This is a genomic window from Ruegeria sp. THAF33, assembly GCF_009363615.1.
Lineage (GTDB): Bacteria > Pseudomonadota > Alphaproteobacteria > Rhodobacterales > Rhodobacteraceae > Ruegeria.
The window spans coordinates 613,028-634,883 of the sequence record NZ_CP045384.1; the positions used below are offsets into that span (position 1 = coordinate 613,028).

Annotated in this window: 23 protein-coding genes; 14 read left to right on the plus strand and 9 right to left on the minus strand. The window is 57.6% G+C overall.

All coding sequences use genetic code 11. From position 1 onward, the window contains the following. The first annotated feature begins 18 nt into the window (after positions 1–18). Both aroA and cmk read left to right on the plus strand, forming a co-directional pair. The gene (gene aroA, locus FIU92_RS03145) at positions 19–1,365 is read left to right on the plus strand and encodes a 3-phosphoshikimate 1-carboxyvinyltransferase (RefSeq protein WP_152457170.1); all 1,347 of its coding nucleotides are present in this window, start codon (positions 19–21) and stop codon (positions 1,363–1,365) included. Beyond that, positions 1,362–1,979: a (d)CMP kinase gene (gene cmk, locus FIU92_RS03150; protein ID WP_152457171.1), complete on the plus strand. Its 618-nt coding sequence runs from the start codon at positions 1,362–1,364 to the stop codon at positions 1,977–1,979. The genes aroA and cmk overlap by 4 nt, the downstream gene beginning before the upstream one ends. Before the next feature lie 21 nt (positions 1,980–2,000). On the opposite strand, the gene FIU92_RS03155 is transcribed toward cmk, so the two are convergent. After that, positions 2,001–2,477: a YHS domain-containing (seleno)protein gene (locus FIU92_RS03155; RefSeq protein WP_152457172.1), complete on the minus strand. Its 477-nt coding sequence runs from the start codon at positions 2,475–2,477 to the stop codon at positions 2,001–2,003. Positions 2,478–2,694: 217 nt separating this feature from the next. Here FIU92_RS03155 and FIU92_RS03160 point away from each other — a divergent pair, with 217 nt between their 5' ends. The 10 genes from FIU92_RS03160 to FIU92_RS03205 all read left to right on the plus strand — a co-directional run bounded on the left by FIU92_RS03160 (position 2,695) and on the right by FIU92_RS03205 (position 13,041). Next, positions 2,695–3,231, plus strand: a complete 537-nt coding sequence (locus FIU92_RS03160; protein ID WP_152457173.1) for a hypothetical protein — start codon at positions 2,695–2,697, stop codon at positions 3,229–3,231. 207 nt (positions 3,232–3,438) lie between these two features. Then, complete coding sequence (locus FIU92_RS03165; RefSeq protein WP_152457174.1) at positions 3,439–5,124, plus strand: tryptophan halogenase family protein; 1,686 nt, start codon at positions 3,439–3,441, stop codon at positions 5,122–5,124. 212 nt (positions 5,125–5,336) lie between these two features. Further along, positions 5,337–5,570, plus strand: coding sequence for a DUF6525 family protein (locus tag FIU92_RS03170; RefSeq protein ID WP_152457175.1), 234 nt, complete (start codon positions 5,337–5,339; stop codon positions 5,568–5,570). 231 nt (positions 5,571–5,801) lie between these two features. Next, on the plus strand, positions 5,802–7,478 hold the full coding sequence (gene rpsA, locus FIU92_RS03175; protein WP_068337749.1) for a 30S ribosomal protein S1: 1,677 nt from the start codon (positions 5,802–5,804) through the stop codon (positions 7,476–7,478). 270 nt (positions 7,479–7,748) lie between these two features. Next, entirely contained in the window at positions 7,749–8,033 is a 285-nt protein-coding gene (gene ihfB, locus FIU92_RS03180) for an integration host factor subunit beta (RefSeq protein ID WP_050603110.1), read from the plus strand. A 7-nt stretch (positions 8,034–8,040) separates the two neighbouring features. Next, complete coding sequence (locus tag FIU92_RS03185) at positions 8,041–8,391, plus strand: lipopolysaccharide assembly protein LapA domain-containing protein (protein ID WP_171117412.1); 351 nt, start codon at positions 8,041–8,043, stop codon at positions 8,389–8,391. Positions 8,392–8,402: 11 nt separating this feature from the next. Further along, complete coding sequence (locus tag FIU92_RS03190) at positions 8,403–9,044, plus strand: phosphoribosylanthranilate isomerase (protein ID WP_152457177.1); 642 nt, start codon at positions 8,403–8,405, stop codon at positions 9,042–9,044. 224 nt (positions 9,045–9,268) lie between these two features. Then, on the plus strand, positions 9,269–9,427 hold the full coding sequence (locus FIU92_RS22695; protein WP_171170914.1) for a hypothetical protein: 159 nt from the start codon (positions 9,269–9,271) through the stop codon (positions 9,425–9,427). 68 nt (positions 9,428–9,495) lie between these two features. Beyond that, positions 9,496–10,743: a tryptophan synthase subunit beta gene (trpB, locus tag FIU92_RS03200; protein WP_152457179.1), complete on the plus strand. Its 1,248-nt coding sequence runs from the start codon at positions 9,496–9,498 to the stop codon at positions 10,741–10,743. Between the two features lie 645 nt (positions 10,744–11,388). Then, entirely contained in the window at positions 11,389–13,041 is a 1,653-nt protein-coding gene (locus FIU92_RS03205) for an Ig-like domain-containing protein (RefSeq protein ID WP_152457180.1), read from the plus strand. Between the two features lie 54 nt (positions 13,042–13,095). Here FIU92_RS03205 and FIU92_RS03210 read toward each other — a convergent pair whose 3' ends face one another. From FIU92_RS03210 to FIU92_RS03240, 7 genes are all read right to left on the minus strand, one after another. After that, positions 13,096–13,470: a DUF2237 family protein gene (locus FIU92_RS03210; RefSeq protein WP_152457181.1), complete on the minus strand. Its 375-nt coding sequence runs from the start codon at positions 13,468–13,470 to the stop codon at positions 13,096–13,098. A gap of 9 nt (positions 13,471–13,479) precedes the next feature. Beyond that, positions 13,480–14,643, minus strand: coding sequence for a serine hydrolase (locus FIU92_RS03215; protein ID WP_152457182.1), 1,164 nt, complete (start codon positions 14,641–14,643; stop codon positions 13,480–13,482). A gap of 83 nt (positions 14,644–14,726) precedes the next feature. Then, the gene (gene pth, locus FIU92_RS03220; RefSeq protein WP_152457183.1) at positions 14,727–15,407 is read right to left on the minus strand and encodes an aminoacyl-tRNA hydrolase; all 681 of its coding nucleotides are present in this window, start codon (positions 15,405–15,407) and stop codon (positions 14,727–14,729) included. A gap of 141 nt (positions 15,408–15,548) precedes the next feature. Next, the gene (locus FIU92_RS03225; RefSeq protein ID WP_152457184.1) at positions 15,549–16,202 is read right to left on the minus strand and encodes a 50S ribosomal protein L25/general stress protein Ctc; all 654 of its coding nucleotides are present in this window, start codon (positions 16,200–16,202) and stop codon (positions 15,549–15,551) included. Between the two features lie 249 nt (positions 16,203–16,451). Continuing rightward, complete coding sequence (locus FIU92_RS03230) at positions 16,452–17,618, minus strand: alpha-hydroxy acid oxidase (protein ID WP_152457185.1); 1,167 nt, start codon at positions 17,616–17,618, stop codon at positions 16,452–16,454. Between the two features lie 147 nt (positions 17,619–17,765). After that, positions 17,766–18,557 (minus strand): tryptophan synthase subunit alpha, encoded by a 792-nt coding sequence (trpA, locus tag FIU92_RS03235; RefSeq protein WP_152457186.1) that lies wholly within the window; start codon positions 18,555–18,557, stop codon positions 17,766–17,768. Positions 18,558–18,635: 78 nt separating this feature from the next. Continuing rightward, positions 18,636–19,124: an acyloxyacyl hydrolase gene (locus tag FIU92_RS03240; RefSeq protein WP_152457187.1), complete on the minus strand. Its 489-nt coding sequence runs from the start codon at positions 19,122–19,124 to the stop codon at positions 18,636–18,638. A gap of 199 nt (positions 19,125–19,323) precedes the next feature. On the opposite strand from FIU92_RS03240, the gene ychF reads away from it, so the two are divergent. Beyond that, a complete protein-coding gene (gene ychF / locus FIU92_RS03245; RefSeq protein WP_152457188.1) occupies positions 19,324–20,421 on the plus strand; it encodes a redox-regulated ATPase YchF in 1,098 nt (365 codons plus the stop codon). A gap of 22 nt (positions 20,422–20,443) precedes the next feature. Here the strand turns inward: ychF and FIU92_RS03250 are convergent, their stop codons facing one another. Next, entirely contained in the window at positions 20,444–20,800 is a 357-nt protein-coding gene (locus FIU92_RS03250; protein WP_152457189.1) for a nuclear transport factor 2 family protein, read from the minus strand. Positions 20,801–20,957: 157 nt separating this feature from the next. On the opposite strand from FIU92_RS03250, the gene FIU92_RS03255 reads away from it, so the two are divergent. Continuing rightward, positions 20,958–21,839, plus strand: coding sequence for a LysR family transcriptional regulator (locus FIU92_RS03255; RefSeq protein WP_152457190.1), 882 nt, complete (start codon positions 20,958–20,960; stop codon positions 21,837–21,839). Positions 21,840–21,856 lie beyond the last annotated feature (17 nt).

Consider the following 21,856-nt stretch of genomic DNA (forward strand, 5'->3'; position numbering starts at 1 on the left):
AGCGCAAAAGGAGCCCCCATGTCCGGACACGGAACGCCCATCCCAATGACTTCGCATCCCTGCGGCCCGCTGACTGGCACGGCAGAGGTGCCGGGCGACAAGTCGATTTCGCACCGGTCGTTGATCCTTGGCGCGATGGCTGTGGGCGAGACCAGGATCTCGGGGTTGCTCGAAGGTGAGGACGTCTTGGACACCGCAAAGGCAATGCGGGCGTTCGGGGCAGAAGTCACAGATCATGGCGGCGGCGAATGGACCGTGCATGGCGTGGGCGTGGGCGGGTTTGCCGAACCGGATCAGGTGATTGACTGCGGCAATTCCGGCACCGGAGTCCGGCTGATCATGGGTGCCATGGCGACCTCGCCGATTACGGCAACCTTTACCGGCGATGCCAGCCTGAACAAACGCCCCATGGCGCGGGTAACGGATCCGCTTGCGTTGTTTGGTGCGCAGGCCGTGGGCCGCTCGGGGGGGCGTTTGCCCATGACGATCGTCGGTGCGTCGGACCCGACTCCGGTCCGGTACGAAGTTCCGGTGCCCTCGGCGCAGGTGAAATCAGCGGTTCTGCTGGCGGGGCTGAATGCCCCCGGTAAAACCGTGGTTATCGAGAAAGAGGCAACCCGCGATCATTCCGAGCGGATGTTGTCCGGTTTCGGTGCCGAAATTACGGTGGAAGACACTGATGAAGGCCGGGTCATCACTTTGACGGGTCGCCCGGAGTTGAAGCCGCAAGTCATCGCCGTTCCACGCGACCCGTCCAGCGCGGCCTTCCCGGTTTGCGCGGCGCTGATCACGCCCGGTTCGGACGTACTGGTGCCGGGTATCGGTCTGAACCCCACGCGCGCGGGCCTGTTCACGACGCTGCGCGAGATGGGCGCCGACCTGACCTATGAAAACGAGCGCGAAGAGGGCGGCGAGCCGGTTGCCGATCTGCGCGCGAAATACTCGCCAGACATGAAGGGTATTGACGTACCGCCTGAACGCGCGGCCTCGATGATCGACGAATACCCCGTTTTGTCCGTGGTTGCCGCAAACGCCACGGGCACCACGATGATGGGCGGAGTGAAGGAACTCCGGGTGAAGGAAAGCGACCGCATCGATGCCATGGCACGCGGTCTGCGCGCCAACGGCGTCACGGTCAACGAGGGTGACGACTGGTGGTCGGTCGAAGGGTTGGGTATCGGCAAGGTTCCGGGCGGCGGGACGTGCGAAAGCTTCCTGGATCACCGCATTGCCATGTCCTTCATGGTGATGGGCATGGGCGCGCAGAACCCGGTAAGCGTGGATGATGGTAGTCCGATCGCGACATCCTTCCCGATTTTTGAACCGTTGATGGCGTTGCTTGGTGCAAAGGTAGAGCGCAGGTGAGCTTCACTGTCGCCATTGACGGACCTGCGGCTGCGGGCAAGGGCACGATCTCCAAGGCCGTTGCGGCGCATTTCGGGTTCGCGCATCTGGACACCGGCTTGCTGTATCGCGCCGTTGGGCGGCGTACTCTTGAAGGGTTTGGCGCGCTTGAAGCAGCGCAGGCCCTGACCGCCGAAGAGCTTGAGCAGGGTGATCTGCGCACGGCTGAAATCGCGCAGGCCGCATCCAAAGTGGCGGTGATCCCCGAGGTTCGCGCCGCCTTGGTGGATTTTCAGCGCGCCTTTGCCCGAAGGTCGGGCGGGGCCGTCTTGGATGGGCGCGACATCGGGACGGTGATTTGTCCCAATGCCGAGGTGAAGCTGTTTGTAACAGCCAGCCCAGAGGTGCGAGCCGAACGCCGGTTTCTGGAGCTTAGTACAAAAGGTGCTGACGTGACGCGCGAACAGGTTCTGGCAGATGTCAAAGAGCGGGATGCCCGCGACGCAGAGCGCAGCGCTGCGCCGATGAAGCCAGCTGAGGATGCAGTGCAACTGGACACAACGGACCTCAGTATCGAGGCTGCATTGGCCAAAGCGCTTGAAATCATAAGCGCAAAACTGCCCGCGACGCGCTGACGTCGCAGGCAGGGGCGGAGTTTACAGCTCGCCTACGGCGATGCTCTTGATGTTTGCCCACTGTTCGTCCGCCGTTTTTGCGGTGGCGGGAACGTCCTTCAGGAAGGCCGCGCGGGTTTCGGCGTTCAGGAACAGGTACAGTTTTCCATCTGCCACCAGGTACTGATCCGGGTCTCCGTCGAACTTCTTGCCGACCGATACGCCGAATGAACAGAACCCACCATGCTGCGGCAGGTAGGCCTCGGGGTTCGCCTCGAACGCCTCGAGGTTGGCGGCGGTGGTAAAGTAATAGGATGCGCCGTCATAGGTCGCCGAGTGGGTGGCGAAGCCTTCGACCGGGTTGCCATCATTGACCAAAGCAACCAGATCGACCCCATGTGCGGCAAGCGGGGCACCTGCGGCCGAGATGCCGTTCGACACGTTGATTTCGTCCGCGGCAAAAGCCGGAGTGGACAGGGCGATGGCGGCTGCCAGGGCGGTGAAGACGATAGTTTTCATTACACGTTTCCTCTTGGTTCTGGGTTCGGGTCGATCGGATTGTCGACCGGTGAAACATAGTTAGGGGATGAAAGCTGGACGTGTAATCGCAGATAGGCCATCAGATATTGCAGATCGTACAAGTATCTGAATGGCCAGAAGGCGCGTTCACCAAGCTTTGTTTGGTCAGTGTGGATTTGCGTACCTATGCTGAAAGAATGCCCGCAGGAGTGCCATCATGATCCGATTAGCCCTCGTTCTTGTTTTCATTGCCCGAAGCCTTGCCGCGCAAGAGCCCGTGCAAAGCCCACCCGAAGCCGAGCCGCCCATGACGTATGAACGGCTGGGCAACATTCTTTTTGCGCTTGACCCCGAAGCAGAGCCGAGCGGCCCCGGGTTTCAAATGACGATTGCAGGGGTGCAGGTCTTGGTCATCACCGACACCAATGCGGATCGGATGCGGGCCATGGTCTCGATCCGCAGCGCCGAGGCGCTGTCGGAGGAAGACTTGATCCGAATGATGCAGGCCAATTTCGACAGCACGTTGGATGCCCGCTATGCGATTGCCAATGGCACCTTGTGGGCTGCGTTTATCCACCCGTTGTCCCTGTTGGAAAAAGACCAGCTGATCTCGGGGCTGGCCCAGACTGTGAACATCGCCAGGACATATGGCACCCTGTATTCCGGCGGCGCGGCAGAGTTCGGAGGTGGCGACAGCACCGATCTGCAACGTGAGTTGATTGAGGAACTGCTGAAGAAAGGCGAAGAGATCTGACCTGCACCGTGAATATGGGACTGGCGGGACGCCAGCTGGTTGGCCGACGTTGCGCGGACGGGCCTTCAGGCCGGTGCGTCATAGACCCTAGATGGATTCAGGAAAGCTGTTATAGTTTCTTCCCAGCGAAAAGGGAAAGCTGCGACACAACCCGCAAAAAAGCAGGGGCGCAGCAAAAAATTCCCAAGCCAACAGGGACAAAACTACATGAACAATCGTTTGAACAAAATCACCATCGTGGGTGGCGGTACGGCTGGATGGATGACCGCGCTGATCCTGGACATGGTGTTTTCCCGCACGTCAGCGCCCAAGGATCGACCGCAAATCTGCCTGATCGAAAGCCCGAACATCTCGACCGTGGGGGTGGGTGAAGCCACGGTTCCGCGGATGCCTGTCACGCTGCGTCAGGCGGGTATTTCAGAGCGGAGTTTCTTCCGCGAGACCAACGCGTCCTTCAAGCTGGGTGTGAAGTTCTGCAATTGGAACAATGACGCCAAGGGCAATCGCATCGACTACATGAACCCCTTTGCGCACGGCCAGATGCTTGAGGGGCTGGAGGCCGCCGAGTATTTCCTGCGCTTCGGCAATGGCGACAGGGATTTCACGCAGTCCATATCGCCGCATGATGATCTGGCCCGTTTGTGCAAGGGCGCGCGTCAGTTGGGGCAGCCGGAATTCGAACAACGGTTTGGTTATGCCTATCATCTGGATGCCGTAAAGTTTGCAGGCATGCTGACCAGGGTCTGCACGAAGCGCGGAGTGGAGCATATCCGGGATGAGGTGCAAACGGTTGAACTGGATGAACAGGGCAATGTCAGTCATCTCATGCTCGAGGCAAAAGGCCGCCATGACATTGAGATGGTCGTGGATTGCACCGGATTTCGTGGGCTGATCATCAACAAGGCACTTGGTGAGCCATTTTTGGATTACTCTGACTACCTGCCCAATGATCGGGCCATGGCGTTGCAGATCGAGCATCCGGATCCTGACAAGATCGAAAGCGCCACCAGATCCACTGCCTTGGGTGCAGGTTGGACGTGGCGCGTGCCGCTTTTTAACCGTGTGGGCACAGGATATGTCTATTCGTCGGCACACCGCACGGATGATCAGGCAGCGGACGAATACCTTGAGTGGCTGGGTGACAGCGGCAAAGGTTTGACACCGCGCGTGATCCCGATGCGCGTCGGTCGCGTGCGCAATGCCTGGGTCAAGAATTGCGTGGCCATAGGCCTGTCCGGCGGGTTCATTGAACCGCTGGAAAGCACGGCGATCCACATGATTGACCATGCGATACGCTGGTTCGCCGAGCATTTGCCCACTCGAGACATCGAGCCTTCGCTGAGGGACAGATACAATCGACAGATGGACAAGCTCTATAATGAGGTTCTGGAATTCATCTGTTTGCACTATCGGTTGGGCAACCGTACCGATGACCAATACTGGATCGATGCGCGCACCGAGATGAAGATACCGGATCGGTTGGCCGAAAATCTTGACTTGTGGCAGTATCGCCTGCCGATGGATCACGATATCGAGTTCGCCACTTTGTTTGACAGCCGCGTTTATCAGACCGTTCTGTTGGGAAAACAGGTTTATGATACGGGCTATGGTTCGGGCATCCGTGATCGTCTTCGACCGTTGAAGAAACCGATTTGGTTCCAGGGTATGAAGAACGCGAAAATGGATCTGGCGAAGATCGTTAAATCCATGCCGGATCACAAAACACTGTTGCGCGATATCCGGGGGGAACTTGATCAACCTGCCTTTGGAATGGCGGCGGCAATGAAGCCTACAGTGGCGATGCCGGGCACGGCGCCAGCCCCTGTTGTCATCGAGAACATGCCGAACTTTGCTGAAATCCAAAGCGGCAAAAAGGATCTGCAACTGTTCTGACTGCTTCCTGCCCGTCGCGCAGGGAATGTTTGCAGGAAAGGCGGGGTGCAAACTCCCCGTCTTTTTTACTTCCGTGTGCTTTGTTGATATGTAATGTAATTACATACATATTGCGAAAGGCGACCGTATTGCAACAACAGAAGAAACAAGGGCAAACAAGGGGTCGGAACTTGCGGAGTACCCTCAAACGTCGGAGACGACAGGCGGCGCCTATGCAGGTCTACGACTCTCTGCCGTCAGGGCTGCGCCTGTGGTTGGCCTCGGCAAGCTTGCCGTGGAGCCCCGTTTCTGCGAAAAAAATCTGGAACCGGGCCGGAGGTGCGCGCAACCCATCCGCAGCGTTGATGCGACTTGACGCAATTGAACAGGCCATGCTGCGGCGCGATGCCGGGGTTTGGACCTTCAAAACCGGCAACGCGCCTGGGCACAGAGCCGCCAAACCTTGAAAATATGGGCTTTGCCCTTGCACATACCGGGGAATCCGCCTATACGCGCGCTGTCGATACAAGGGCGGTCAACGTCCGGATGACGTTTCTGAGCAGGGCCGGGTTACCTCGGCCCTTTGTGTTTGTTTGCTCAGGGGCGCACCGGATCACGCCTGAAGACATCATGAAACAAGACCGGCGGAGACAACCGCTCGGCCAGCAAAAACGTATTGTAAAGGAAAACAACGCCACATGGCTAACGCATCCATGGAGGAATTCGAAGCCCTCCTGAATGAAAGCTTCGAAATGGACACACCCGAAGAGGGGTCTGTTGTCAAAGGCAAGGTTCTGGCGATCGAAGCCGGCCAAGCCATCATCGACGTAGGCTACAAAATGGAAGGCCGCGTTGATCTGAAAGAATTCGCAAATCCCGGCGAAGCCCCTGAAATCGCTGTTGGTGACGAGGTCGAAGTTTACCTGCGTGCCGCAGAAAACGCCCGTGGCGAAGCCGTCATCTCGCGCGAGATGGCCCGCCGTGAAGAGGCATGGGACCGTCTGGAAAAAGCATATGCCGACGACCAGCGCGTCGAAGGTGCTATCTTTGGCCGCGTCAAAGGTGGCTTCACCGTCGATCTGGGTGGCGCAGTTGCGTTCCTGCCCGGCTCGCAGGTTGACGTTCGCCCCGTGCGCGACGCCGGCCCGCTGATGGGTCTGAAGCAGCCGTTCCAGATTCTGAAAATGGACCGCCGCCGTGGCAACATCGTTGTGTCGCGCCGCGCCATCCTGGAAGAATCGCGTGCCGAACAGCGTGCCGAAGTCATCGGTAACCTGTCCGAAGGTCAGACCGTCGAGGGTGTTGTCAAGAACATCACCGAGTACGGTGCATTCGTTGACCTGGGTGGCGTTGACGGCCTGCTGCACGTCACCGACATGGCATGGCGCCGTGTGAACCACCCATCCGAGATCCTGACGATCGGCGAAACCATCAAGGTTCAGGTCATCAAGATCAACAAAGAGACCCACCGCATCAGCCTGGGCATGAAGCAGCTGCAGGAAGATCCGTGGGATCTGGTTGCTGCCAAGTACCCGCTGGGCTCGGTTCATCAGGGTCGCGTCACCAACATCACCGACTACGGCGCGTTCGTCGAGCTGGAAGCCGGTGTCGAAGGTCTGGTGCACGTGTCCGAGATGTCCTGGACCAAGAAAAACGTCCACCCCGGCAAGATCGTTTCGACCAGCCAGGAAGTCGACGTCATGGTTCTGGAAATCGACGGCGCCAAGCGTCGCGTGTCTCTGGGCCTGAAGCAGACTCAGCGCAACCCGTGGGAAGTGTTTGCAGAAACCCACCCCGAGGGCACCGAGGTCGAAGGCGAAGTCAAGAACATCACCGAATTCGGTCTGTTCATCGGCCTCGAAGGCGACATCGACGGCATGGTTCACCTGTCCGACCTGTCCTGGGACGAGCGTGGCGAGGATGCGATCCAGAACTACCGCAAGGGCGATGTCGTTCAGGCGGTTGTCTCGGAAGTTGACGTCGAAAAAGAGCGTATCTCGCTGTCGATCAAAGCCCTGGGCGGTGACAAGTTCGCCGAAGCCGTGGGCGGCGTAAAGCGTGGTTCGGTCATCACCGTCGAAGTCACCGCGATCGAAGATGGCGGCATCGAGGTCGAATACGAAGGCATGAAGTCGTTCATCCGTCGTTCGGATCTGTCGCGTGACCGTGCCGAACAGCGCCCCGAGCGTTTCTCGGTCGGCGACAAGGTCGACGTCCGCGTCACCAACGTCGACAGCAAGACCCGTCGTCTGGGCCTGTCGATCAAGGCGCGCGAGATCGCCGAAGAGAAAGAGGCCGTGGAACAGTACGGTTCTTCCGATTCGGGCGCATCGCTGGGCGATATCCTGGGTGCGGCGTTGAAATCCGGCGACTGAGCCGAGGCAGTATCCCAAGCATGAATTTCGGCCCCGCACGACAGTGCGGGGCCGTTTTTGTTGCGAATCAATATGTTCCGAACCGCAGGGTTAATAAGGGGATTGATCGCGCATTAAGTGTGGAAATTGGCCTGACGGATAAAATTTCGCGCGAGAATGTGGCAAAATAAAGCCTCAAAACTCAGAGTATCCGTTCCCCCCTTCCGGGTTTTTTCCTATACTGTCAAAACAGTAGACCTGTCACACCGGCTGCCTGGGAGGGTATCACGCATGATCCGTTCAGAATTGATTCAGAAAATCGCTGACGAAAACCCGCATCTCTATCAGCGTGATGTCGAGCGGATCGTGAACACTGTATTCGAAGAAGTCACAGACGCCATGGCGCGCGGTGACCGTGTCGAACTGCGGGGCTTTGGAGCCTTTTCCGTGAAGAAACGCGACGCACGTGTTGGGCGCAACCCGCGCACGGGCGAGACAGTGCAGGTCGAAGAAAAATGTGTACCGTTTTTCAAAACTGGCAAGTTGCTCAGGGATCGATTGAACGGTAAAGCCTGACACCATGATGCGTTACCTTCGATATGCTTTTCTGGCGGCTCTCGGGATCATCCTGATTTCCGTGTCTCTTGCCAATGTTCAGTCCGTTGAACTGAAACTGATGCCGGATGCTCTGGCCGAGCTTCTGGGTTTTAACCTCAGCGCGTCACTGCCGCTGTTTCTGGTGGTTTTAGGGGGTGTTGCAGCAGGATTGGTTATTGGTTTCCTGTGGGAATGGCTGCGGGAACACAAGCACCGCCGCGACGCGACAGTGAAGAAAACCGAAGTGCGCAAGCTTGAGCGCGAAGTCAAGAAACTCAAGAAAAAGCAAAACGAAGGCAAGGACGACGTACTCGCCATTCTGGATGAGGCGAGCTGAGCCTGACCGCTATGCCTGATGTTCGGTTCAAAATCTGCGGTCTGACCGCACCGGATCACGTGCGCGCTGCGGCAGACGCCGGGGCAGGCTATGTTGGGTTCGTTTTCTTTCCGAAATCGCCACGCAATCTGGATGTTTCGCGGGCCGTAGAACTGGCGCATCTGGTCCCAGTTGGCGTTGCCAAGGTGGCTTTGGTGGTGAATGCCACTGACGAAGAATTGGACGGCATCGTTTCGACTGTACCGCTTGATATGCTTCAACTGCATGGCAAGGAATTGCCCGAACGGGTTTCCGAAATTCGCGAGCGATTTGGTTTGCCGGTGATGAAAGCCATAGGAGTGGCCGAGGCCGAGGATCTGGCGGCCATCGATCTTTACTCGGAGGTGGCCGATCAACTGCTGATCGATGCGAAACCGCCCAGAGAGGCTGAATTGCCGGGCGGCAACGGGTTGGCCTTTGACTGGCGGCTGTTGGCCGGACGGAAATACTGGCGGCGACCCTGGATGCTGGCCGGTGGCCTGACACCCCAGAACGTTGCCGAAGCAGTCCGGATGACGGGTGCCCGGCAGGTGGATGTGTCATCCGGTGTCGAAAGCGCGCCGGGCGTGAAAGATGCGGCCCTGATCCGCGACTTTGCATCGGCTCTCAGGTGATCTGAAAAAGATCTTGCTGCGTATCCCTCGAAACAGAGGGGTTGAGCATGCTCGCAGCAATCGGGGGCGTTTCCTTGAAACATTGGTACCATGCGCCGGAGTTTTTCTGGCGCGCGGGACAGGCCTGTCGGCAGGCGCAAGGCGACCCATTGTGCCTGCACGCTGACTTGTTCAGGCAGGATGGCATCTATTTTTCATTCAGTGTCTGGCAAGACATTGAAGCAATGCTGACATTTTCCCAATCCGGCCCCCACAGGCGTGCCGTGTTGGCGGCCGATCGTTTGGCGGATGTGAACAGGTTTCATCATTTTCCGTGCATTGGTGTGCCCTCGCCGGAACAGGCGATTCAGGTCTGGCGTCAAAACACGCAGGTTGTGGAATGATGCGTTTTGCCCATGGCAAATCCCGCTGCCACCACCTATGAACAACAGATACGACGAGGGAGACACCCATGGCCAACGATCTTTTCAATTCCTTCATGTCCGGCCCTGACGAACAGGGACGTTTCGGCATCTTCGGCGGGCGTTTTGTCAGTGAAACTCTGATGCCGCTGATCCTGTCGCTGGAAGAGGAATACAACAAGGCCAAAGATGATCCGACGTTCTGGGCCGAAATGGATGACCTGTGGGCAAACTATGTGGGTCGTCCTTCGCCGCTGTATTTTGCGGAACGCCTGACCGAGCATCTGGGGGGTGCCAAGATCTATCTGAAGCGTGACGAGCTGAACCACACCGGCGCGCACAAGATCAACAACGTGCTGGGTCAGATCATTCTGGCGCGGCGTATGGGCAAGACCCGGATCATTGCTGAAACCGGGGCAGGGCAGCACGGCGTGGCCACCGCCACCGTATGTGCCAAGTTTGGCTTGAAATGCATTGTCTATATGGGGGCGCACGACGTGCAGCGGCAAGCTCCGAACGTATTCCGCATGCGTCTTCTTGGGGCCGAGGTGATCCCTGTGACCTCGGGTCGTGGGACGCTCAAGGATGCGATGAATGACGCGCTGCGTGACTGGGTGACCAATGTGCGCGACACGTTCTACTGCATCGGCACCGTGGCTGGGCCGCACCCCTATCCGGCAATGGTCCGCGATTTCCAGTCGATCATCGGCAAGGAAGCAAAAGAGCAGATGATGAAGGCTGAAGGCTGTTTGCCGGATACGATCATCGCGGCAATCGGCGGCGGTTCGAACGCGATGGGTCTGTTCTATCCCTTCCTCGACGACAAGGACGTCAACATCATAGGCGTCGAGGCGGGCGGAAAAGGTGTGAACGAGAAAATGGAGCATTGCGCCTCGCTGACCGGCGGTCGGCCGGGCGTGCTGCACGGCAACCGGACCTATCTGTTGCAGGATGACGATGGCCAGATTCTTGAAGGCTATTCGATCTCGGCCGGGCTGGACTATCCGGGCATCGGGCCGGAGCATTCTTGGCTGCACGAAATTGGACGCGCGAATTACGTCTCGATCACTGACAAGGAAGCGCTCGAGGCGTTCCAACTGTGCTGCGCCACCGAGGGGATCATCCCGGCGCTGGAACCCAGCCACGCATTGGCCCATGTGATGAAGATCGCACCGGAATTGCCCAAGGATCACCTGATTTGCATGAACATGTGCGGCCGTGGAGACAAGGACGTTCAGACCGTGGCCAAATATCTGAACTTCGATATGTCAGACACCGAAGGCCGTACGGCGGACTGAGTGTGAACCGGGGCGGCATGTCCCGGTTGCTCTGTCTTGGGGTCGATGGCTCAAGCAGTCCTGAAAGCGATAATTCCAAGGCAGGACAGGCGGGATAGTCAAACATGTGACATATCCGCCGAAATCAGGCGCCCTGCAAAAGGGCCGCCGCCAATGCGCATGTGAGGACAACACAGAAGCCCGAGGAATCGCCGGCTGCTGTGAAACCTGGATCATTGTGCCTGCATTTGTTTCCCGACAACTGCCAGTTGCGATCTCTGCCTGGGATTGTTGCGAATATCCCGTCAAAGCCGAGAATTTGTAACCGGCACATTTTGAGCACGTGACTTGCAAAGTCACGGCTTGTTGTGACGTCTTGCCGAGAAGGCTCCCTGAAAACAACGTGCTTCGAAGTGCTTTCCGGCATTTTTCGCCTTTGCCTTGCGGTTTGTGCATGGCCATGTGGCCCGCACGCCAAAGTTGAGTTGCTTCCAATTCTATACAGTGTCTCCAAATTGAATTAACTATTGGATAACTGGCGTAGTTGCCGCCGGTTCAGGGGACGTCTCTGCAATGGATGGGACAATGGATGACGTGGTTCGGGGCAAAGTATCTTTGCCCGGGCGCCCTGGTGTTTAGCGCCCTTGCGGTGTTGTAGGAGGTAAAATGGTCAGGTCCGTTATTTCGAGGCTGTTGTGCCTCTGTTTTCTGATTTCAGCACTCATGATCGGAAGCGCGAAAGAGGGTTCGGCTCTTGGGGGCGGCTTCATCATAACCTCGGTTCCGACGCCGAACGGGGGAAGCATCTTTTTCAACAATATCCCATTTACCGGAACGGCCTTTGTTTCGCTGGGAGGGTCGGGGCAGGTTCCCGGCGGCAGTTTCTATTTCAACAACGGCATTCTGAACCAGAGTGCGATCACGCCTGCCGGCCTTGCTTCCCTTGGCTATATCGGCGCAACCATTCTCAGTCAGGATGGCGCGGATTCCACATATGCGGCAGACGGGTACATGGGGATTACGTTCACTGCGCGCGAAACCGTTGGAGGGCCGCTTTATCGCTATGAGATCGCGTTGTCCGGTGTAACGAACACTCAAATCGTCAACACGCGCGTTCTGGTGGATACGACACAGCCAACTGCAACGATCGGGGCCTTGACGCCGACCGGCAGCGGAACGTTTCAAGCAAGCATTACCCTGAGCGAACCAAGCACCGATTTCACCGTGGGCGACCTGTCTGTCACCAATGCAACGGCCACTCTGACCGGGTCCGGCACCAGCTATGTCGCCACTTTGACGCCCCAGAACAACGGCACCATCGAGCTTTTCATTCCGGCAGGGGTGTTCTCGGACGCGGCTGGGAATCTGAACCTTGAGTCAAACAGGGTCAGCACGCTTCAGGCCGTGACAAATGCTCAACGTCAGATTCAGGCGTTCCAGAACGCCCGGGCCAACAGCCTTGTGACGAACCAGCCGAAACTGACCCAGTTTCTGCAACGTTCGGGGTCGGGTGTTCTGGACGCTTCGGTCACGCAGGGCTCGGGGTATCTGAATTTCGCCAGTGATCCGGCGCGCCCCGTCTGGTTCAGTGTGACCGGCAACTGGAGTTCGCAGGATGATTTTGACAACTCCTATGCACTGGCAGTTGTCGGGGCTCATCGCCAGATCAATTCGAACCTGTTGATCGGTGCCATGCTTCAATTCGACTATGCCGAAACGGAAAACGGCCCGGCCAGCGTGGACGGTACGGGCTGGCTGGTTGGTCCTTATGTGGTGGCAAAATTGCCCAATCATTCGGTGTTTCTTGAAGGGCGCGTTCTTTATGGTCAGGCCGACAACAACATCTCTCCGTTTGGCACCTACGAGGACAGTTTCGACAGTGACCGTTGGCTGGTCCAGTCGCGCGTAACCGGTGAGATAAAGCGTGGCGCCCTGACATTGATGCCATTGCTGGACGTAAGCTATGCCAGTGACGATCAGAAAGCTTATACCGACAGCCTGGGTAATCTGATTCCACAGCAGGATTTCAGTTTGACGACGGCACGGTTGGGTGTGGATTTCAGCCACCCGTTGCAAGTGTCACGAGGAGAGATGATGCTGACGGGCGGGCTTTCTGGGATTTGGAGCACGACTTCGGGTACCGGCACCGCCCCGGGCGTGACACCGATTGGCGACACCGCTCGTGCCCGTGCGGATCTGGGCCTCGACTATCGGTTGGAAAACAACAGCTTGCTTGCAGCAAACGTGTTCTACGATGGCATTGGTGAAAGCGGTTTCGAAAACTACAGCATCAGCCTGATCTGGCAAATGGCATTCTGACATTGGGGCGAAACTGGATCGTGGATCAGGTCTCGCCCCAGGCGCAATGGCTGTCTAGGCATTCGCCTTGTTCTGAAGCAAGATGTCAAGCGGCACAATCTCGAGCGCGCGTTGATGGGTCGCCTCCAGGTGAACCTTTGGGGCGCATCCTTCGTCATGGGCCTGTAGGAACCGGCCGGCACACAGACACCAGCTGTCACCGGGCTTGAGGCCCGGGAAATCGAACTCGGGCCGAGCCGTGCTCAGATCATTGCCGACGTATTTCGAGAATGCCAGAAACTCGGCCGTCATCACGGCACATACGGTATGGCTGCCCTGATCCTCGGGGCAGGTATTGCACGCACCATCCCGAAAGAACCCGGTCAGAGGATCGCGTGAGCAGGGCGCCAGAACGCCGCCGAGTACATTGATACTTTCTTGCTTCTGCATGAACACACCTTACAGGCTTTCTGCGATCTTGCGGAACATTTCGATATTCTGGTCGTTTACGCCAGTGTCGCGGAATTTCCGATCAGCGCCGGTAGACACAATCAGAACGCCGCGAGGTTGGTTGAAATAGATGTATTGCCCATACACGCCCCGGGCCAGAAACTCTCCCTCATGGGCGCCGCGCGGGATCCACCACTGGTACCCATATCCAATCTTCCCCCGAGCGGTCGGGGCGCTGGGTTGAGTTGCCTCGAATATCCAGTCGGCGGGCACCACTTGCCGGCCGTTCAATTCCCCATCTTGCAGGATCATTTGCCCGAACCGTGCAAAGTCACGTGTCGTGAAATTCAATCCGCCCAGAACAAATGCGACACCGGCGCCGTCAGTGACATAATACCCGTCCCGCTCAAGGCCCAGCGGCTGAAGGATTTTTTCCGTCAAAAGATCCGCGACACTGCGACCGGTCGCCCCGCGTATCACCATGCCCAATACATGCGTGTCTATGGAAACGTATTGCCAGGTTTCACCAGGGGGCGCGAAACTGTCCTGCAATGAGGCTGCGAAATCGTCCAGTTCACCGCCTAGGGCAATCACACGGCCCATCCTGTTGATGTCAGATTTCGGGTCCAGATAATCTTCGTCAAACGTGACGCCGCTGGCCATGTTCAGAACGTTCCGAATTGTCGCCCTGTCATATGCGCTGCCTGCAAGTTTGGGGGCGTATTTGACGACGGGATCATCCAATGAATCGATTGCGCCCTCTTGCAGGAGAATGCCGAAAAGCGCCGACAGATAACTTTTTGCCACTGACCACGAAATCCGACGATCATCGGAACCGGTGCCCAGATAGTATTCCTCGAACCGGATCTTGCCGTTCTGCATGATAAGCAAAGAAGTGACCGAGCGTTCATTGATCCAAGTGTCGGTGCCTTCCGGAAGATCGAAACCTTCGCCGTAGGGCAGCTCCCACGTCGGGGCGTTTCCACGCGGCAGATCCACGGTCAGAAAGGCTTCATCCATATGCGAAAAGTTGTGAACGATCTTGTCCTCGGCAAACAGAGAGTTCACCGCCATCAGGCGCTGCAACTCTTCGCGTTTCCAAAGCCCAACAGCAGCGGCGGCCAAAGCCAGCGCCAGCACAATGCGCAGAACCCACTTCAGTATGGACCGCATCGCATAGCCTCCCTTGTTTGCGTGTATTGGAACGCGGACATCCCTCTTTCGCAACGCCGACGTAACGGAAAGAGGGCGGGGCGTTATTTGAACTTGTCCAACAGTTTCTGCATGGCCGACCGTTCGTCAGCCGGTGGCTTCGGAGGTGCCTTACATGCGGTTTCAGCTTTCGGAGCGGCCGTCTTGGACGACCGGGGCGGAGCAGTGCGCAGGGCCACCGCGTTCATGAATTTTCCACCATCATCCCGGGCCAGATGGGGCGCGCCATCCGAAACACCCCGAAGAACGTCGTCCAGCCAGTCACTCTCGGATTTCGCAAAGTCGCTCAGGACATAAGCCGAAACCATTTCCTTGCGGCCGGGATGTCCGATCCCAAGCCGGACACGGTCATAGGCTGCGCCTATATGGTCGTGGATCGAACGCAGACCATTATGCCCAGCGTGTCCGCCGCCCACCTTTACCCGCACTTTGCCCGGGGCGAGGTCCAACTCGTCATGGAACACGACAACATCTGTGGACTCGAGCTTGTAGAAACGCATCGCTTCACCCACGGATTGACCGGACCGGTTCATGAAGGTCTGCGGTTTCAGCAAAAGGGTTTTTTCAGACCCTAACCGCCCTTCCGAGATTTCGCCCTGAAACTTGGATTTCCATGGGCCAAACCCATGGTCTTCCGCAATCCGGTCCACGGCCATAAACCCGATGTTGTGCCGGTTCCGGGCGTATTTCTGCCCCGGGTTTCCCAATCCGACAAAGAGTTTCATTACCAAGCTCCGCCTTTGTAGCCTCGAGGCTATGTGATGCCCGGAATTGCCATGGAAATCCAGCCAGCGCCGCGCGTCTTGGCCATAAAAAAACGGGGCTCGTCAGAACCCCGTTTCAAAATCCAGACGTTTGATCCGGATTTATTCTTCTTCTTTGCCGACGACTTCGACTTCGTCGACTGCAACTTCTGCTTCTTCACCTTCTTCGTCGTCGCTTGTCGACAGACCGGTCGGTGCCGAGACGTTTGCGATCACGAAGTCGCGGTCGATGGTCGGCTTGGTGCCTTTGGGCAGTTCAACCGACGAAATGGTGACAACGTCGTTGATGTTCATTCCGGCCACATCAACGGTGATCTTCTCAGGAATGTCACCTGCGGTGCACAACAGCTCGACTTCCGGGCGGACAACGGTCAGCACGCCGCCCTTCTTGATGCCGGGGGCTTCATCTTCGTTGATGAATTCAACCGGAATGTACAGCGCGATCTTGGTGGTCCGGCGCAGGCGCATCAGGTCCAAGTGTGTCGGCAGGTCTTTGACGACATCGCGCTGAACGTCGCGGCAGATGACGCGAACGTCTTCATGGCCTTCGACCTTCAGGTTCCACAGGGTCGACTTGAAGCGACCGGCCTTCAGGCGCTTGAACAGTTCGTTGAACGGAATCTGAATCGGCAGCGGATCTTTGTCGCCGCCAAACACTACGCCCGGAACCATGCCTTCGCGGCGAGTTTTGCGAGCGGCGCCCTTGCCTGTCCCCGTCCGTTCCAGAGCTACGAGATCAGGAATCTCTCCAGCCATGATAATTCTCCAATGTTAGGGCGGGTATCCTCCAAGGCTGTATACCCGCGTGAAGCCGCGTCCTTATCTCGATTCATCCGGTTTGGAAAGGGGTAATTCACAGCTTGCCGTTTTGTGGGGCTCAGCCGCGCGCTCCGAAGTGTTCTTCGCCAGATCAGTGAAGGGTCCGCTGCTTCATCTGGCCACAAATATCCCGGGGGAGACGCCCGGAACGGGCGGCGGGGGCAGAGCCCCAAATCTCCCGCGGGCTCAGCCTTGCCAGCGACCACCAAAATCTTCTGGTACCAGAAGATTTTGCGCCCCCAGTGCGCTAACGGTTTTTTCACCGCACAGCGCCATTGTTGTATCAAGTTCCTTCTGAATCACTTCCAACGCGGTGGTGACGCCTTTCTGACCCATGGCGCCCAGCCCATAAACGAATGCGCGTCCGATATACGTCCCCCTGGCCCCCAGCGCCAATGCCTTGAGCACGTCCTGACCCGAGCGGATACCACTGTCCAGGTGCACTTCGACATCATTGCCGACAGCGTCCATGATTTCGGGCAATACCCGGATCGAGCTGAGCGCACCATCCAGCTGACGCCCGCCATGGTTCGACACGACAATGGCATCCGCTCCCAGCTTGGCAGCCATTTTGGCATCTTCCGCGTCGAGTATCCCTTTCAGGATCACCTTTCCGCCCCACTGTTCCATCAGTTTTTCGACTTTGCTCCAGTCGAGGGTGGGGTCGAACTGTTCAGCGGTCCAGGCCCCCAGTGAAGACGCGTCCGAGATACCTTGCACATGTCCCACTATATTGCCGAACTCGCGCCGCTTGGCCCGCAGCATTTCAATGCCCCAGGCCCATTTGGTCATCAGGTTCGCGATGGTCTTTGCGGTCAGCTTGGGTGGTGCGGACAGGCCGTTTTTCAGGTCTTTGTGCCGTTGGCCCAGAATTTGCAGATCCAATGTAATCACCAGCGCCGAACACCTGGTGTCCTTGGCCCGCTGGATCAGGCGGCTGACATAGTCAGCGTCCTTCATCGTGTAGAGCTGAAACCAGAACGGCTTGTCGGTGTGCTCGGCCACGTCTTCGATCGAGTTGATCGACATTGTGGAAAGGGTAAAGGGCACACCAAAGTCCTCGGCGGCTTTGGCGGCCTTCATCTCTCCGTCCGCATGCTGCATCCCCGTCAACCCGACCGGGGCCAGCGCGACCGGCATCGACACCTTCTGGCCGATCATTTCCGAGGCCGTCGAACGCCCGGACATATCAACGGCAACCCGCTGACGCAGGCGGATCTTTTCAAAATCGGAACTGTTTTCGCGGAATGTTTGTTCCGTCCAACTGCCGCTTTCAGCGTAGTCGTAGAACATCCGCGGCACGCGACGCTCGTAAATGCGCCTGAGGTCTTCAATATTGGTTATCACAGGCATGACTCAGACCTCCGAACTTACTGGTTCGTTTTCCTTACCAATGCATGTCAAAGCCTGCAATGATCTGGCCCGGCGGCGGGCAGTCAAAAAAGCCTGCCCCAGAACAGTCTGCGGCAGGCTTTCGAGTGTGTTGTGTTATCTGCCGGATCAGGCGCTATGAGCGCCATCCGACAGGGACTTTACAAAATCCAGAACTTCCTCGACCGGTTCGCCTGCACCGATCTGGCTGACGATCGCCGATCCGACTACGGCACCATCTGCCACGGACGCGATATTGCGGGATTTCTCGGGCGTATTGATGCCAAAGCCCACGATCACCGGCAGCTCGGTAGCGGCCTTGATGCGGGCAACCTCGGGGGCCACATCCGTTGCCTGCGCCTCGGCCGCGCCGGTGATGCCAGTGATTGAGACGTAGTACACGAAGCCCGAGGTGTTTTGCAGAACGCGCGGCAAGCGCTGGTCATCCGTGGTAGGTGTTGCAAGACGAATGAAGTTCAGCCCGGCCGCCTGCGCAGGCAGGCAAAGCTCTTCGTCTTCCTCGGGCGGCAGATCGACAACGATCAGCCCGTCAATACCGGCATCTTTGGCATCGGCCAGAAAGGCCTCGACACCCCGGCTGTAAATCGGGTTGTAGTACCCCATCAGGACAATTGGTGTCGTGTCATCTGTTTCCCTGAACGCGCGCGCCAGATCCAATGTGCGCTGCAACGTCATCCCGCCGTCCAGCGCGCGTTGGCCCGCCGCCTGAATTGTGGGGCCATCCGCCATCGGATCAGTGAAGGGCAAACCAAGTTCGATGATGTCCACACCCGCGCCGGGCAGGCCTTTGACCACGTCGAGCGAGGTGTCATAGTCTGGGTCCCCTGCCATCACATAGGCAACAAAAGCCTTCTTTCCTTCGGCTTTCAGGGCGGCAAACTTGGCGTCGATACGGGTCATCGGATGTCCTTGCAATCGGGTTTGGACCCGTGTGCAGAAACTTTGACCGAAAATCAATCCCGCCAAAGCAGGAATAGCTCAGAAGCCCAGATGGTACCGCAGCAGAACCGCGTTTACACCAGGGTTCTCATCATTGGTGCTGGCGTTCGATTTGTGCGTGATCGCAACTGACATTCTGTTGCCGTTGTTCAGGTTATATCCAAGACCCAAAAGGCTGCGGATCTGAAAGTCTCCGCCCAGGTCGTTCTGGTCGTTGCTGGCATTGAAGTACCCTGGCATGACACTGCCTTCGACGAACCAGCGCTCACCCAGAGAATACAGCCCGACCAGCCCCACACCGATATGCGTATCCCCGTCTTCGTCCACAGAAAACGCAGCACCCCAGCCAGCACTGAACCGAGTTGCCTGGTGAAAAGGAGTGTGATGGTACTCGAGAGCGATCAGTGCCTGATCTTCGGACGTCGCCTCGGAAAAATCTGAATACCCGGCACCAAAAACAACCGTCTGAGCTTGGGCTGTAGCAAATGTAGCGACCGTCAGTACGGCTGCAAGAAGTAGTTTTTCCATTATATTCTGCCATTTAATTTGGTCGCGCTATGTTAATTGTTCATCCTACCCTTCGTTTTTCAGGACCGACAAGAACACGATTTGAGAACAATTTCGTGATGTGGCCGAAGGGACTCAAACAAAGTAGCCCCGGCAATCACTTGCGCATTGATGCGGACCTGCATAGAAGCTGCGTTCGTATTCTATGCAGGAGGCCGTTATGGGCTTTAAGATGGGAATCGTGGGTCTGCCAAACGTGGGCAAGTCGACCCTGTTCAATGCGTTGACCAAAACCGCTGCCGCGCAAGCCGCGAACTTCCCGTTCTGCACGATTGAGCCCAATGTCGGCGATGTGGCCGTGCCGGATGAGCGGCTCGACAAGTTGGCGGCAATCGCGTCGTCGAAACAGATCATCCCGACGCGCATGACATTCGTGGATATCGCCGGTCTGGTGAAGGGGGCCTCGAAAGGCGAGGGGCTGGGGAACCAGTTTCTGGCAAATATTCGCGAGGTCGATGCCATCGCCCATGTCCTGCGCTGTTTCGAAGATGGCGACGTGACCCATGTTGAAGGCCGCATCGATCCTGTGGCCGACGCCGAGACCATCGAGACCGAGCTGATGCTGGCCGATCTGGAAAGCATCGAAAAGCGCCGTGCCAACCTGGTGCGCAAGCTGAAAGGCAATGACAAAGAGGCCCAACAGCAGGACCGCCTGCTTGCCGAAGCGCAAAAGATGCTGGAAAGCGGCAAACCTGCACGACTGGTCGAGGTTTCGGACGAGGACGCCAAGGCCTGGAAGATGTTGCAGCTGCTGACCACCAAGCCGGTTCTTTATGTTTGCAACGTGTCCGAGGAAGAAGCCGCTGAAGGCAACGAATACTCGGCGAAAGTTGCCGAGATGGCTGCCGCCCAAGGCAACTCTCACGTCATCATCAGCGCCAAGATCGAAGAAGAGATCAGCCTGCTTGAAGCGGACGAGGCACAGATGTTCCTTGAGGAAATGGGTCTGGAAGAGCCCGGCCTCGACCGTCTGATCCGTGCCGGGTACGACCTGCTGAAACTGGAAACCTATTTTACGGTCGGCCCGAAAGAGGCCCGCGCCTGGACCATCCGCACCGGCACCGCTGCACCGCAGGCGGCTGGTGTCATTCATGGTGATTTCGAAAAGGGATTCATCCGCGCCGAGACCATCGCCTATGACGACTTCATCGCCTGCAACGGCGAGCAGGGGGCGAAAGAGGCAGGCAAGATGCGGGCCGAGGGGAAAAGCTATATCGTCAAGGATGGCGACGTGATGCATTTCCTGTTCAACACCTGACGCCATTTGCCTTGTGCCGACATCAGGGCGTTTCGTTCAAGATGCATTGTCGGATCAGCCACCCGCCGTCCGGCTGTCTGTACAAAACGTTGAGAGAGGTGCCGTCATCAGTTGTTCCTTCGCGGAAAGTCGCCAGGCACCAGCCGATTTGGCCGTCGATGCCAGCCTGCACAACTTCGATGACTTTGTCCTCGCCACCTTCCTCCAGCCATTCCGAATGTATTGTTTCAATGGCTGTTCGTCCTTTGGCTGCGGGGCCAAAAGGTGAGTATAGCTCTGCGTCTTTGGCGAAAAACGATGCGCACCCAGCTGCGTTTCGGGATCGGTAGCATCCGACATACGCGTCAAACAGTTTTTGAAATACGTCTACAGCGGTCATGCGGTACCTCGCCTTCTTGTTCCCAGCGCCCATTAATGGTGGGCAATCTTATACGACAAAGCACCAGTTTCCGACGCGCCCGCGCTGAAAGACGGTGCTTTCTCTGTGCGGTAATGCAGTTAGAGTGGTCTTTGGCCTGATGTTGGAAATTTGAATCATGATCGAAATCCGCGACCTGCAACTGCTCAGCGCGTTGGCGCGGCACCGCCATTTCGCCAAGGCCGCCGAAGAGTGTGGGATTTCGCAGCCCGCCTTTTCCATGCGCATTCGCAACCTCGAGGATCGGCTGGGCGTGTCCATCGTCCGCCGCGCCAACCGGTTTCAGGGCTTGACCGAAGAGGGCGAGATGATCGTCCAACGGGCGCGGCGTATTCTCGATGACACCAAAGCACTGGAACAGCAGGTGCTGGCCACCAGGGGCGAGATCACCGGCACGCTGATCCTTGGCGTGATACCGACGGCCATCGCCTTTACCGGGCGCCTCACCAAACGCTTTCGGCAAGCCCATCCGCGCATCGTTACCCGCATCGAAACCATGTCTGCCACCGCCATTCAACACCGGCTGGACGAAGGAAGCCTGGACGCCGGGATAACATATGGCGACAGCATCGGGACTGATCTGCGACAGGTGCAACCTTTGTACGAGGAAACCTATGTTCTGCTGGTTCCGTCGCATATGACGGACGAAACCGGCCCCTTGCCTTGGGCGCGCGTGGCTGAATTTCCGCTGAGCCTGCTCGAGCCGCAGATGCAAAACCGGCGTATTCTGGACCGTATCTTTGCCGAACAGGGGCTGCACCCGGACGTGGTCGCCGAAACCAGCGGATTCACCGCGTCGATGGTGATGGCACGCGAGGGGCTGGCTGCCACGGTTGTGCCACGTGTCCTTATTCGGGCATTGGGCGAGTTGCAGGGGACAAAGGTGCTGCCGCTGGTCGATCCGATTGTAAGTAAACCGATCTGTCTGGCCACCCTGAGCCGAGATCCTGAACTGCCCACGGTGCAGGCACTGCGCGCTGTGGTGACGTCTTTGCGGTGATAAGATGTCGTTATCGT

What these genes read in the sequence shown, in the direction of transcription:
- FIU92_RS03255 (WP_152457190.1), top strand. Translation starts at nt 20,958, where the DNA reads ATGATCGAAATCCGCGACCTGCAACTGCTCAGCGCGTTGGCGCGGCAC.
- ychF (WP_152457188.1), top strand. Translation starts at nt 19,324, where the DNA reads ATGGGCTTTAAGATGGGAATCGTGGGTCTGCCAAACGTGGGCAAGTCG.
- ihfB (WP_050603110.1), top strand. Translation starts at nt 7,749, where the DNA reads ATGATCCGTTCAGAATTGATTCAGAAAATCGCTGACGAAAACCCGCAT.
- FIU92_RS03155 (WP_152457172.1), bottom strand. Translation starts at nt 2,477, where the DNA reads ATGAAAACTATCGTCTTCACCGCCCTGGCAGCCGCCATCGCCCTGTCC.
- trpA (WP_152457186.1), bottom strand. Translation starts at nt 18,557, where the DNA reads ATGACCCGTATCGACGCCAAGTTTGCCGCCCTGAAAGCCGAAGGAAAG.
- FIU92_RS03165 (WP_152457174.1), top strand. Translation starts at nt 3,439, where the DNA reads ATGAACAATCGTTTGAACAAAATCACCATCGTGGGTGGCGGTACGGCT.
- FIU92_RS22695 (WP_171170914.1), top strand. Translation starts at nt 9,269, where the DNA reads ATGCTGACATTTTCCCAATCCGGCCCCCACAGGCGTGCCGTGTTGGCG.
- FIU92_RS03185 (WP_171117412.1), top strand. Translation starts at nt 8,041, where the DNA reads ATGCGTTACCTTCGATATGCTTTTCTGGCGGCTCTCGGGATCATCCTG.
- FIU92_RS03225 (WP_152457184.1), bottom strand. Translation starts at nt 16,202, where the DNA reads ATGGCTGGAGAGATTCCTGATCTCGTAGCTCTGGAACGGACGGGGACA.
- rpsA (WP_068337749.1), top strand. Translation starts at nt 5,802, where the DNA reads ATGGCTAACGCATCCATGGAGGAATTCGAAGCCCTCCTGAATGAAAGC.
- pth (WP_152457183.1), bottom strand. Translation starts at nt 15,407, where the DNA reads ATGAAACTCTTTGTCGGATTGGGAAACCCGGGGCAGAAATACGCCCGG.
- FIU92_RS03230 (WP_152457185.1), bottom strand. Translation starts at nt 17,618, where the DNA reads ATGCCTGTGATAACCAATATTGAAGACCTCAGGCGCATTTACGAGCGT.
- FIU92_RS03205 (WP_152457180.1), top strand. Translation starts at nt 11,389, where the DNA reads ATGGTCAGGTCCGTTATTTCGAGGCTGTTGTGCCTCTGTTTTCTGATT.
- FIU92_RS03210 (WP_152457181.1), bottom strand. Translation starts at nt 13,470, where the DNA reads ATGCAGAAGCAAGAAAGTATCAATGTACTCGGCGGCGTTCTGGCGCCC.
- FIU92_RS03250 (WP_152457189.1), bottom strand. Translation starts at nt 20,800, where the DNA reads ATGACCGCTGTAGACGTATTTCAAAAACTGTTTGACGCGTATGTCGGA.
- FIU92_RS03240 (WP_152457187.1), bottom strand. Translation starts at nt 19,124, where the DNA reads ATGGAAAAACTACTTCTTGCAGCCGTACTGACGGTCGCTACATTTGCT.
- FIU92_RS03215 (WP_152457182.1), bottom strand. Translation starts at nt 14,643, where the DNA reads ATGCGGTCCATACTGAAGTGGGTTCTGCGCATTGTGCTGGCGCTGGCT.
- trpB (WP_152457179.1), top strand. Translation starts at nt 9,496, where the DNA reads ATGGCCAACGATCTTTTCAATTCCTTCATGTCCGGCCCTGACGAACAG.
- FIU92_RS03160 (WP_152457173.1), top strand. Translation starts at nt 2,695, where the DNA reads ATGATCCGATTAGCCCTCGTTCTTGTTTTCATTGCCCGAAGCCTTGCC.
- FIU92_RS03170 (WP_152457175.1), top strand. Translation starts at nt 5,337, where the DNA reads ATGCAGGTCTACGACTCTCTGCCGTCAGGGCTGCGCCTGTGGTTGGCC.
- aroA (WP_152457170.1), top strand. Translation starts at nt 19, where the DNA reads ATGTCCGGACACGGAACGCCCATCCCAATGACTTCGCATCCCTGCGGC.
- FIU92_RS03190 (WP_152457177.1), top strand. Translation starts at nt 8,403, where the DNA reads ATGCCTGATGTTCGGTTCAAAATCTGCGGTCTGACCGCACCGGATCAC.